Genomic DNA, 12,565 nt, shown 5'->3' on the forward strand with positions numbered 1-12,565 from the left:
CATAATGGGAGTTATAATTTTTTCATTTTTTTTGTTTATAATAGATCAATTGTCAAAATATTTTGTAGTTAATTTTTTAAAAGATAAACCGCCACTGGTAGTTATAAAAAATTTTCTTAATTTTTTCTATTTAGAAAATAGAGGAGCTGCATTTGGAATAATGCAAGACCAGGGAATGTTTTTCACAATTATTACGGTTATTGTAGTATGCGTTTTAACAGGAATATTATTTAAAAATTATAACAATAAAAGCAAACCTTTAAAATTTGCTATTGCTTTAATTTTAGGAGGAACAATAGGGAATTTTGTAGATAGGATAAGACTTAAATATGTTATAGATTTTATAAGTGTAAAAATATTTAATTATGATTTTGCCGTATTTAATTTAGCAGACTCTTTTATAGTTATTGGTACTATTATTTTAGTTATAATTATATTATTATATGAAAATCCTAAGAGGAAATAATATGGTTAAAGTCAATTATGTATGTGAATTAGATAATATTAGAATAGATAGATATTTAGTAGAAAAACTTAATATAAACAGATCGCAAATTAAGAAATATATAGATTCCGGAAATATATTAATAAATAATTCTATTGTAAAAGCAGGATATATGACAAAAATAGGAGATATAATCGATGTTTCATATGAAGATGAAATTTTTTTGTTACCGGAAAAAATAGATTTTAAAATAATTTATGAAGATGAACATATTGTCGTTATTTCAAAACCTCAAAATTTAGTCGTTCATCCCGGATCTGGAAATTATAATCATACTTTAGTTAATGGATTGTTATTTAAATTTAAAAATCTTTCAAATTGTGGAGATAAATTAAGACCCGGAATAGTTCATAGATTAGATAAAGACACAAGTGGACTTATGATAATTGCAAAAACAAATTTAGCATATTTGAAATTAGTTAAAGATTTTAAAGAATCTAAAATAAGAAAAACATATATAGCTGTAGTAGAAGGAAAAACAGATGAGTTTGGAATAATAAATGAACCTATAGGAAGAGATCCTAAAAATAGAAAAAAAATGGCTGTTATATATGAAAATTCTAAAAATGCAATAACCGAATATAAAAAAATTAGAGAATTTAATAATTTCAGTTTAATTTCTATTAATATTCTTACCGGAAGAACTCATCAAATAAGAGTTCATTTAAGCTATATAAAGCATCCGGTATTAGGAGATTTGACATATGGCAATAAAAATAAATATAAAATTGATAAACAGATGTTACATGCATATAGATTGAAATTTAATCATCCAATAACGGGAGAAGAGTTAAGTTTTGAAGATGATATTCCAAATAGATTTGTAAAATTTTTAAGTAGGAAAGATATATGAAAAATATAATAATGGATGAGATGGCTATAAAAAGAGCTATTTCAAGAATATCCAATGAAATTATCGAAAAAAATAAAGGTACAGAAGACTTAATTTTAATAGGCGTAATAAGAAGAGGAGAAGACATAGCAAAAAGAATTTCAAAAAAAATTTTTGAAATAGAAAATAGAAAAATAGATGTTTATCCTATAGATGTAACCAATTTTAGAGATGATATTAAAGCATCGGCAAAAATTAATAATAATTTTTTTATACCGGTTAATGGCAAAAAAATTATTTTGGTAGATGATGTTTTATTTACCGGAAGAACTGTTAGGGCTGCTATTGACGCAATATTATCTAAAGGACGTCCTAAGAAAATAGAACTAGTTTCATTTATTGATAGGGGGCATAGGGAGCTTCCCATAAGGCCGGATTTTATAGGTAAAAATTTACCTACATCCATGTCTGAAAAGGTAGTTGTTAATATCATTGAGGTTGATCATATAGATCAAGTATATATAGAAAAAATATAAATAATAATAAGATTGTCCTTGACAATTATTTTACTTTGGTTTAATATAATAAAAAATAAGAAATTGTTGATTAGAAAATAGTAGCTATTGAAGAATTTTTGTAGAGAGTCAGTGTTTGGTGCAAACTGATAAAATTGCTTTAGTGAATGGGTCTATGAATGCGAGGCGAATTATAGTAGCTGAGACGGTTCTCCCGTTATAGAGATAGAATATGTTAGTATTCGAATGAGATATATCTTTTTGATATAAAAAGGATGGTACCGTGAATTGTCATTTGCTCCTTTAAGGGCAAATGATTTTTTTATTTTCAGGGAACTTTTTCTAAAAAAGAAAGGAATAAGAAGATATGAAAACAAAAAATTTAACTATTGCAGCTGTGCTTTTAGCACTTGGAAGTATATTGCATATGATAGTTCCGGGGATAATAAATGGAATGAAACCAGATTTTTTATTATTGATGATGTTTATTTCTATATTATTTAATTTAGAGATAAGATCGGTTTTTACAATAGGATTTGTTGCTGGTATTATTGCAGCAATGACTACTACATTTCCATTTGGGCAGATACCGTCAATTTTAGATAAACTAGGTTCAAGTTTATTAGTTTATGTTATGTTTAATTTAGCATTAAAAAAATATAAAATTAATAATATTATTATGTTTATAATATGTTTTTTAGGAAGTATTTTTAGCGGTTTTATATTTTTATATTCAGCTTTAATTATTTCAGGATTACCTGAGGGTGCTACCTTATCTTTATTAATGATTTTGGTTGTATTTCCAACGTCGTTATTTACAGGTGTATTTGGAATTATATTTTATAATATTATGAATTTTACTAATAAAAAACATTTAATGGTATAAAAAAATACGGGATCACCGTATTTTTTTATACCATTTTTTCAGGTTTTATATATTTATCAAAGTCTTCGCTACTCATAAGGTTCAGCTCTTTGCAGGCATCCTTTAAAGAACAATTTTTATTATAGGCATATTTAGCTACCTTTGCTGCATTATCATACCCTATTTGAGGGCTTAGCGCTGTTACAAGCATAAGTGAATGATATAAATTGTAATTCATTTTTTCTACATTAGGCTCAATTCCTGAAGCACAATTTTTATTAAAAGAATTAATTGTATCAGATAAGAGTCTAACTGATTTTAAAAAATTATATATTATTACAGGCATAAATACATTTAGTTGAAAATTTCCCTGCGATGCTGCAAAGCCTATAGTCATATCATTTCCCATAACCTGAGCACAGACCATAGTCATTGCTTCCGCTTGTGTGGGATTTACTTTTCCAGGCATTATAGAAGAACCCGGTTCATTTGCGGGTATATTTATTTCCCCAAGACCACATCTTGGTCCGCTTGCTAACCATCTAATATCATTAGCTATTTTCATAAGATTTGCAGCAAGTGCTTTTAAGGCTCCATGTGCATACACAATTTCATCTTTGCTAGATAAAGCATGAAATTTATTAAAATCTGATTTAAATTTAAATCCTAAATTTTTTGATAAAATTTCAGAAACATTTTCTCCAAAATTTTTTGGAGCATTTAATCCTGTTCCGACAGCAGTTCCACCAATTGCCAAATTTAATAGTCCATTTGATGCTTCTAAAATCATATTTTTGTTTATTTCAAGCATTCCTCTCCAACCACTGATTTCTTGTGAAAATTTTATTGGAGTGGCATCTTGAAGATGAGTTCGACCTATTTTAATAATATCATAATATTTTTCTTCAAGGTGCTTAAAGGTATCAATTAAAGAATTTATTGCAGGAATAAGTCTTTTATTTATTTCTATTGTAGAACTTATGTGCATAGCAGTTGGAAAAGTATCATTTGAACTTTGAGACATATTTACATCATCATTTGGGTGTATTAATTTTTCTTTTGCTATTTCATTAGCTCTGTTAGCAATTACTTCATTTACATTCATATTTGATTGAGTTCCGCTTCCTGTTTGAAAAACCATGAGAGGGAAGTGACTATTAAGTTTATTATCTATAATTTCATTACATACCTTTGTTATTAAATTATATTTTTTTTCTGATAAATTTGAATTTAAAAAGTTTACTTCTGCGCAAGCTTTTTTAAGTTCTGCAAGACTATGAATTACTTCTAATGGGACAATATCTGTTCCTATTAAAAAATTTTCATAACTTCTTTGAGTTTGTGCAGCCCAATATACGTTAGAAGGAACTTTTATTTCTCCCATAGAATCTTTTTCTATTCTATACTCCATAATATAATCACCTATCTTTACTAATAATTCCCGGTTTTATCATTTTAAAGGGATTTAAAATATCATCTATTTCATCTATAGGAATCAAATTATCTCTGATGATGAGTTCCTTAATAGATTGTCCTGTTTTTAATGCTTCTTTTGCAATTTCTGCAGCTTTTTCATAACCTACATAAGGATTTATTGCAGTAATCATTCCTATAGAATGTTCAACTAAATGTTTACATTCTTCCTTATTTGCAGTTATATCTTTAATACAATTTTCTGCTAAAGTTATTATTGCACCAGATAAAGTTTCAAGTGATTCAAAAAGATTAAAGAATATTACAGGTTCAAAAGCATTAAGTTCAAGTTGTCCGGCTTCAGCTGCCATTGTTATTGTCATATCATTTCCTATTATATTAAATGCCACTTGATTTACAACTTCGGGTATTACAGGATTTATCTTTCCGGGCATTATAGAAGAACCATTTTGTCTTGCCGGTAGATTTATTTCCCCTATACCTGCTCTTGGTCCAGAATTCATAAGCCTCAAATCATTACTTATTTTAGATAAGTTAACTGCACATGATTTGATTACTCCTGAAACCGATACATAACAATCAAGATTTTGAGTAGCATCTATTAAATCTTCAGCCTGTACAAGATTTAAATTTGTTATTTTATTGAGATTAGGAACAACATTTTTGACATAGTTGACATCTGCATTAAGTCCGGTTCCTATTGCTGTTCCTCCTAAATTTAAAATTCTAAGCTCATTAGAGACTCTTTTTAATCGCTCAATATCTCTTTTAATTGCAGTACTATACGCATTAAATTCTTGACCTAATGTTATGGGGACAGCGTCTTCAAGTTGAGTTCTGCCCATTTTAATTACATCTTTAAATTCTTTCGATTTTAACTCAAAATATGAATTTAATAGTATAAGTTTATCAATTGTTTTTGATATTAATTTTAATGTTGTAAGCTTTCCGCAAGAAGGATAAACATCATTAGTAGATTGTCCCATATTTACATGATCATTAGGATTTATTAATTTATAATTTCCCTTTATAGAATTTAATTTTTCAAGAGCGATGTTTGCTATAACTTCATTTGCATTCATATTAGTTGAAGTTCCGGCTCCTCCTTGAATGGGATCTACTATAAATTGATCATGAAAATTTCCTGAAATTATTTCATCACATGCAGATACTATTGCATTTCCAATATCTTTACTTAAAATACCAACCTCCATATTTGTTATAGCACAAGCTTTTTTAATTTCAGATATTGAGTTTATGAGTTCATCATGCAATTTATGTCCTGTTATAGCAAAATTTTCGCATGCCCTTAAGCTATGTACTCCATAATATGCCTCTGAGGGTATTTTTTTCTCACCTACAGAATCATGTTCTAATCTATATTCATTCATTATATTCCTCCAAAATTAATAAATTTTAATATTATTCTTGATATAATTATAAAATTGGCATAATATATAATCAAATAGATAATGTTATATGTTTTTATAGGTTGGTGACTATATTGTTTAGAGGAATGGAATATGTATATGAAGTGTATAAGGAAAAAAGTTTTTCAAAAGCTGCTAAAAATTTGTTTATATCTCAACCATCTTTAAGTGCAGCTGTAAAAAAGATAGAAGTTGAACTTGGGTTTGATATATTTGATAGATCTACGAAGCCTATAGGTTTAACTGAATTTGGGGAAGAGTACATATTGGCAGCTAAGAAAATACTTGAAATCGAGGAAAATTTTGATAACTACTTGAATGATATTGGAGATTTGAAGGCAGGACACATTTCAATAGGCGGTACAAATTTATTTACATCTTATGTGCTTCCTCCGATACTTTCTGAATTTTCTAAAAAGTATCCAAAGGTTGAACTTAATATTGTTGAAACCAATACCGCAAATTTAGAAAAATATTTATATGATGGATATTTAGATGTGGTAATAGATAATTATGCATTTGATGAATCGATATATGAAAAGCAATTTTATGAAAAAGATAATATAATTCTCGCTGTTCCGGCTAAATTTAAGTCTAATTTAGAAGCGGAAGATTATAAAATATCATACGATGAAATAATTTCAGGAAAATATTTGAGTGATGAAATACCTATTCTTCCACTAAAAATATTTAAAGATGATCCTTTTATTTTTTTAAAAGAAGGTAATGATACAAGAATGAGAGCTGATAAAATTTGTAGCAGAGAAAAAGTTGAGCCGAATATATTACTTGAGTTAGATCAACAAATGACATCTTTTAACTTAACTTGTTTTGGTATGGGAGTTTCTTTTATAAGTGACTTAATATTAAAAAATGTTGGAAAAAAAGATAATATTTATTTATATAAATTAGAAAGTAATGATTCTGAAAGAGATATTTCTTTTTTTTATAAGAAATACAGGTATATTAAAAAATCAACTAAAGAGTTTTTAAAAATAGCAAAAAATCTTAAGTAATTGCATATGCAATTACTTATTTATTTTATAAAAATGAACTTGTATGATATAATTTATACAGTATTAGGAAAGGAAAATAAGATGGATAATTATGATTTAATAAGAGATAGTAAAGAAAATATTGATGAATATATAAAAAATGTAGAGAAAAATTATGGACATAATAAAAGGGCTAAAATAATAACTCATGGTTGTCAAATGAATGAACATGATTCAGAAAAAATTGAATGGATTTTAGAAAAAATGGGATATGAAATAATTCAAGATTTAGCTAATAGTGATTTAGTTGTATTAAATACATGTTCAGTAAGACATTCTGCAGAAGATAAGGTATATGGACAATTAGGAGTTTTAAAACATTTAAAGAAGAAAAAAAACAACTTAAAGGTAGCCGTATGTGGTTGTATGATGCAAAGAAAAGAGTCTAGAAATTATGTAATAGATAAGTTTGAAAATGTAGATATAATATTTGGAACAAATAATATTTGGAAGTTACCGGAACTTCTTTTAAAAAATTATGAGACTAATAAATTATCAATGGATATAGAAGAAAATTTTAGCGGTATTGATGATACTTTGGGAGCTAACAGGCTGTATCCATATAAATCTTATGTTAACATAATGTATGGATGTAATAATTTTTGTACTTTTTGTATAGTTCCATATACAAGAGGAAGAGAGCAAAGTAGAGATCCAAGAGATATAATAAGAGAAATAGAGTTATTGGCAAAAAACGGGACTAAAGAAGTTACATTATTAGGCCAAAATGTAAATTCATATGGAAAAAACTTACAGAAACCAATAAGCTTTGCAAATTTATTGTACAGAATAAATGAAATCGATGGGATTGATAGAATAAGATTTATGACTTCACATCCAAAAGATATATCGGATGAATTAATATATGCCTATAGAGATTTAGATAAACTTTGTAATTTTTTACATTTACCGGTTCAATCAGGTTCAAGTAGGATATTAAAATTAATGAATAGAAAATATACTAAAGAAGATTATTTGAAAAAAATTGATAAAATAAAAACTGTAAATCCTAATATAGCATTATGCACCGATTTAATGGTTGGATTTCCTGGAGAAACTGAAGAGGATTTCATGGAGACAATTGATTTAGTAAAAAAAGTTCAGTATGATACATCATTTACATTTATATATTCTAAACGAGAAGGAACTTTTGCTGCAAAATCTAATGAGCAAATCCCGGATAAAATTAAACATGATAGATTTCAAAAACTTATAGATGTCTTATATCCAATTCAGTTTGAAAAAAATAAAAAGTATATAGGACGAAATGTTAAAGTTTTAGTGGAAGATGTAAGTAAGAATAACTCTGAAAATGTAAGTGGTAGAACAGAAGAATTTAAGTTAGTTAATTTTAGGGCAGATAAAAATAAAATAGGTAAAATAGTTAATGTGAAAATAATAGATGCTAATACATTTTCTTTAACAGGTGAAATAATTGAGTAAAAAAGAAGAAAAATTAACTCCTATGATGGAGCAATATTTAGAAATTAAAAAAAAGCATAAAGATGAAATTTTATTTTTTAGACTTGGAGATTTTTATGAAATGTTTTTTGAAGATGCAATAATAGCATCTAAAGAACTTGAAATTACTTTGACTAAGAGAAGTAGTACGGGGGAAAACACTCCAATGTGTGGAGTTCCATATCATGTTGCGGATAGTTATATTTCAAAACTAATAAATAAAGGTTATAAAGTTGCAATTTGTGATCAAATGGAAGATCCAAAACTTGCAAAGACAATAGTTAAGAGAGAAGTTACAAAAATAGTAACTCCTGGTACTTTTACTGACTTTAATTATTTGAAAAAAGATGAAAATAATTATTTGTTATGTACTGTAATAAATAATAACAGTATATATTTAAGTTATACAGATTATAGCACAGGAGAATTATATACAACATCAAAAACATTTTTTAATTTTAATGAATTATTAGATTTTTTTATAAATGAATGTTATAGAATAAATCCTTCAGAAATTTTGATTAATAGAATAAAAAATAAGAAGTTAAATTCTATTTTAAAATTTTCAAATTTATATATAAATTATATCGAAGATTTTTATGAGTCTATTCATGATATAGAATTTACGAATGAAGAAATCAGTTTAATAAATAATAATATTTTTAATGATATAGAAAAATTAAAAACAACAAACAAGATAAGCGACTATTCCTCAATTTATATATTGATTAAATATTTGATAAAAACTCAGAAAGATAGTTTGAGTCATCTTAATTCAATCATATATTATAATAGTGATGAATATTTGCTTCTTGATGAGAGTTCTAAAAGAAACCTTGAACTTGTAAAGGGAATTAATACCGGAAATAAATCACAATCATTGCTTGAAATTTTAGATAAAACAAAAACATCAATGGGCTCAAGAGAATTAAAGAAGTGGATAGAAGAGCCGCTTCTAAATGAATGTGCTATTAATGATAGATTTGATAAAATAAATGAATTAAAAAGAGATTTATTGTTATTAGATGATCTAAAGCTTCAACTTAAAGAGATATATGATATAGAAAGACTAAGTGTTAAAATTTCAAACAGGACTATAACTCCAAAAGAAATTATATCTCTTTTAATATCATTAAATTCAATTAAAAATATAAAAAATATTTTAATTTCTAGCGATAATTTAACTTTAATAAAAATTGCAGAATCTCTGGATTCATTAGCATCTATAAGAAAAAGAATAACAGATATTATAATAGATGATCCTCCTGTTAATATTGATGAGAATAGATTTATAAAAACAGGATATTCTACAGAGTTGGATGAATTGTTTGCCGCAAGTGAAAAAGGTAGAGAATGGATACTTTCATTAGAAGATAAAGAGAGAAAAAGAACATCTATAAAAGGTTTAAAAATAAAATATAATAAAATTTTAGGGTATTTTATAGAAGTAACAAAATCTTATTCAAATCAAGTTCCTAAAGATTATATAAGAAAACAAACTTTAGTTGGCTCTGAGAGATACTTTTCTATAGAGCTTAAAGAAATGGAATCTAAATTATTAAGCTCAAAAGGTGAAGCATTTAAACTGCAAATGGAAATATATAAAAGTTTAAAAGAATTTTTAGCTGATAATATAATACAAATACAAAAAGTAGCAAAAAATATATCAAAATTAGATGTATTGGTATCTCTATGTACTGTTGCAATTGATAATAATTATGTAAGACCTTCTATAAATAAAGATGGTATTATTGAAATTAAAAATGGAAGGCATCCAATAGTTGAATTAAAATTGCAAGAAGAACTATTTGTTCCAAATGACACATTGCTTGATGCAAATAATAACTTAATTCACATTATAACAGGGCCAAATATGGCAGGTAAATCTACATATATGAGACAGGTGGCAATTATTGTTATAATGGCTCATATGGGCTCTTATGTGCCGTGTGAATCAGCTAATATATCGATAGTTGATAAAATCTTTACAAGGATTGGAGCTTCGGATAATTTAGCTAAAGGGGACAGTACTTTCATGGTAGAGATGAAAGAAGTTGCGAATATAGTTAAAAATGCAACTAAAAATTCTTTAATAATTTTAGATGAAGTCGGCAGAGGTACAAGTACTTATGATGGACTTTCTATAGCCTGGGCTCTAGTAGAATATTTGGTGACAAATATTCATGCAAAGACATTATTTGCTACGCATTATCATGAATTGGTAAATTTAAGTAATAAATATAATAATATAAATAATCTTACGATATCAGTTGAAAAGCAAAATGATTCAATTGTATTTTTAAGGAAAATAGTTGAAGGGTTCAGCAATAATTCTTACGGGATTGATGTTGCAAAACTTGCAGGAATAAATGATTTTATAATTCAAAGATCAAATGAAATTCTTGAATTTATTCAAAACAATGAAGATATGAATATAAAAAATAATATTGCAAAGAAAGATAAAATAAAGGTTAGTCAAAAAACTATTTTTGATATGAAGAAAGATGAATTTCTAAAAAAATTAAGCACACTTAATATTAATTCATTATCACCAATAGAAGCACTTAATTTATTAAATGATATTATAAATGAGGTAAATGATATAATATGAGCATTATACTTTTAGATGAAGCCACTATAGCTAAAATAGCTGCCGGTGAAATAATAGAAAATCCGGCATCTATAGTCAAAGAGTTATTAGAAAATTCAATAGACGCTAAAGCAAAAAATATAATTGTTGAAGTTAGAGGAAATATAGGAAGTTATATAAGAATAACGGATGATGGAATAGGAATGGATAAAGATGATCTAAACTTAGCATTTTTACGTCATTCTACATCAAAATTAAAAACTGCTGAAGATTTGCATAATATAGTATCACTTGGATTTAGAGGTGAAGCATTAGCTAGCATATCGCATATAAGTAAAATAGAAGTTTTAACAAAAACTAAAGATGATTTATCCGGAACAAGAGCAGAAATTGAAGATGGTAAAATAGTAAAAATGAACAGTATTGGACTACCTGTCGGAACAACTTTTTATGTAAAAGATGTATTTTATAATATGCCTGTAAGAAAGAAATATTTAAAATTAGATAATACAGAATTTAATTATATTTATGAAGTTGTACAAAAAATAGCATTAGGGAATCCTGATATATCAATAAAATTAATAAGAGATAATAAAGTTATTTTAAATTCATCAGCAACTGATAATTTGAAGAATCATATATTTTCTATACTTGGAAGAGAAGTAGCATCAAATTTGATAGAGGTGAACTTTAGTTCTAATTCTTATAAAATAAAAAGTTTTATATCCAATAATAAATTATATCGATCTAATAGGTATCATCAGTACATTTATATAAATGGTAGATATGTTAAAAATTTAGATATATCTAAAGAAATAGAAAAACATTATTATTCATTGATACCGTTAAATAGATATCCTGTATTTTTATTATATATAGACATTGATCCTATACTTGTTGATGTAAATGTACATCCTAAGAAACATGAAGTTAAATTGTCGAAAGAAAATAATATACTTGCAATTTTATCTGACTTAGTTGATGAAACTTTATATCCTAATAGAAGTATTATAAATCCAATCAAAGAAGAACCAAAAGAAAGAAATATAAATATTTTTGAAATGTTTAAAGAAGTTGATTTTGAACAAAATACTGAAAATAAAACAGAAAATTTTATTTATAATAATTCTATAGAAGAATTTGAAAGTAAAACGAATGCTTTTTTTGAAGAGCAGAAATATATTTATAACAATACAAACAATACATGTGAAAATAATGAAGATTTTAAAAATATCAATAGCTCATTAGAGAATTCAAATACGAATAATAATGAAGATAGTAGTAAAATAGATTGTGATTTATTAAATACAAGATTAGTTGGGATACTTTTTAAAACATTTATAATTTTGGAAAATTATTCTAGAGGAAGGTGCTATTTAATAGATCAACATGCTGCACATGAAAGAATATTATATGAGAAATTTAAGGAACAGTTTGAAAATTCCGAAGTATTAAGCCAAATTTTGATTACTCCTGAAATAATAGAGCTTAGTGTAGAAGAAAAAGAAAAATTGGAAAATAATTATGAATTATTTAAATCATTGGGATTTGAAATTGAAGAATTTGGAGAAAATTCAATAGTAATTAGACAAGTTCCAATGATTTTTGGACATGGAGTAAGATATGATTTTATTCATGATACGATAGATTCTTTAGATAAGATAAAACAATCTAGTTATGAAGTTGATTCATATAAAATTATGAAAAAAGCTTGTAAAGCTGCTGTTAAAGCAGGAGATGAATTATCTGATATGGAAGTTCAAGCATTGATAAAATCTCTATTAGAATGTAAAAATCCCTACACATGTCCTCATGGACGTCCTACAATTATTGAACTAAAAAGTTTAGAAATAGAAAAATTATTCTTAAGGGAGTGAT

At 26.2% G+C, this 12,565-nt stretch carries 10 protein-coding genes; 8 read left to right on the forward strand and 2 right to left on the reverse strand.

The window, feature by feature from the left end; all coding sequences use genetic code 11:
- The first annotated feature begins 4 nt into the window (after positions 1 to 4).
- The 4 genes from lspA (at position 5) to M915_RS01535 (ending at position 2,738) form a co-directional block, all read left to right on the forward strand.
- Entirely contained in the window at positions 5 to 466 is a 462-nt protein-coding gene (gene lspA / locus M915_RS01520; RefSeq protein WP_036728728.1) for a signal peptidase II, read from the forward strand.
- A gap of 1 nt (position 467) precedes the next feature.
- Positions 468 to 1,358, forward strand: a complete 891-nt coding sequence (locus M915_RS01525) for an RluA family pseudouridine synthase (RefSeq protein ID WP_036728731.1) — start codon at positions 468 to 470, stop codon at positions 1,356 to 1,358.
- Positions 1,355 to 1,873, forward strand: coding sequence for a bifunctional pyr operon transcriptional regulator/uracil phosphoribosyltransferase PyrR (pyrR, locus tag M915_RS01530; RefSeq protein WP_036728734.1), 519 nt, complete (start codon positions 1,355 to 1,357; stop codon positions 1,871 to 1,873). Before M915_RS01525 ends, pyrR begins: the two co-directional genes overlap by 4 nt.
- 346 nt (positions 1,874 to 2,219) lie before the next feature.
- Positions 2,220 to 2,738, forward strand: coding sequence for a tryptophan transporter (locus tag M915_RS01535; RefSeq protein WP_036728735.1), 519 nt, complete (start codon positions 2,220 to 2,222; stop codon positions 2,736 to 2,738).
- A 25-nt stretch (positions 2,739 to 2,763) separates the two neighbouring features.
- On the opposite strand, the gene fumC is transcribed toward M915_RS01535, so the two are convergent.
- Together fumC and M915_RS01545 are read right to left on the reverse strand one after the other, a co-directional pair.
- Positions 2,764 to 4,128: a class II fumarate hydratase gene (fumC, locus tag M915_RS01540; RefSeq protein WP_009222244.1), complete on the reverse strand. Its 1,365-nt coding sequence runs from the start codon at positions 4,126 to 4,128 to the stop codon at positions 2,764 to 2,766.
- 7 nt (positions 4,129 to 4,135) lie between these two features.
- Positions 4,136 to 5,542: an aspartate ammonia-lyase gene (locus M915_RS01545; protein ID WP_009222243.1), complete on the reverse strand. Its 1,407-nt coding sequence runs from the start codon at positions 5,540 to 5,542 to the stop codon at positions 4,136 to 4,138.
- A 104-nt stretch (positions 5,543 to 5,646) separates the two neighbouring features.
- On the opposite strand from M915_RS01545, the gene M915_RS01550 reads away from it, so the two are divergent.
- The 4 genes from M915_RS01550 (at position 5,647) to mutL (ending at position 12,564) form a co-directional block, all read left to right on the forward strand.
- A complete protein-coding gene (locus M915_RS01550; RefSeq protein WP_235043747.1) occupies positions 5,647 to 6,597 on the forward strand; it encodes a LysR family transcriptional regulator in 951 nt (316 codons plus the stop codon).
- Between the two features lie 81 nt (positions 6,598 to 6,678).
- On the forward strand, positions 6,679 to 8,079 hold the full coding sequence (gene miaB, locus M915_RS01555; RefSeq protein WP_036729730.1) for a tRNA (N6-isopentenyl adenosine(37)-C2)-methylthiotransferase MiaB: 1,401 nt from the start codon (positions 6,679 to 6,681) through the stop codon (positions 8,077 to 8,079).
- A complete protein-coding gene (mutS, locus tag M915_RS01560; protein WP_321163011.1) occupies positions 8,072 to 10,708 on the forward strand; it encodes a DNA mismatch repair protein MutS in 2,637 nt (878 codons plus the stop codon). The genes miaB and mutS overlap by 8 nt, the downstream gene beginning before the upstream one ends.
- Positions 10,705 to 12,564 carry a DNA mismatch repair endonuclease MutL gene (gene mutL / locus M915_RS01565; RefSeq protein WP_036728741.1) on the forward strand — a complete coding sequence of 620 codons (1,860 nt, stop codon included), beginning with the start codon at positions 10,705 to 10,707 and terminating at the stop codon, positions 12,562 to 12,564. The genes mutS and mutL overlap by 4 nt, the downstream gene beginning before the upstream one ends.
- Position 12,565 lies beyond the last annotated feature (1 nt).

This window comes from Peptoniphilus mikwangii (assembly GCF_000468535.1).
GTDB classification, from domain to species: domain Bacteria; phylum Bacillota; class Clostridia; order Tissierellales; family Peptoniphilaceae; genus Anaerosphaera; species Anaerosphaera mikwangii.

Bases quoted from the DNA above. Each gene is read 5' to 3' on its own strand.
- lspA (WP_036728728.1), top strand. From the start codon at position 5: ATGGGAGTTATAATTTTTTCATTTTTTTTGTTTATAATAGATCAATTG.
- M915_RS01525 (WP_036728731.1), top strand. From the start codon at position 468: ATGGTTAAAGTCAATTATGTATGTGAATTAGATAATATTAGAATAGAT.
- pyrR (WP_036728734.1), top strand. From the start codon at position 1,355: ATGAAAAATATAATAATGGATGAGATGGCTATAAAAAGAGCTATTTCA.
- M915_RS01535 (WP_036728735.1), top strand. From the start codon at position 2,220: ATGAAAACAAAAAATTTAACTATTGCAGCTGTGCTTTTAGCACTTGGA.
- fumC (WP_009222244.1), bottom strand. From the start codon at position 4,128: ATGGAGTATAGAATAGAAAAAGATTCTATGGGAGAAATAAAAGTTCCT.
- M915_RS01545 (WP_009222243.1), bottom strand. From the start codon at position 5,542: ATGAATGAATATAGATTAGAACATGATTCTGTAGGTGAGAAAAAAATA.
- miaB (WP_036729730.1), top strand. From the start codon at position 6,679: ATGGATAATTATGATTTAATAAGAGATAGTAAAGAAAATATTGATGAA.
- mutL (WP_036728741.1), top strand. From the start codon at position 10,705: ATGAGCATTATACTTTTAGATGAAGCCACTATAGCTAAAATAGCTGCC.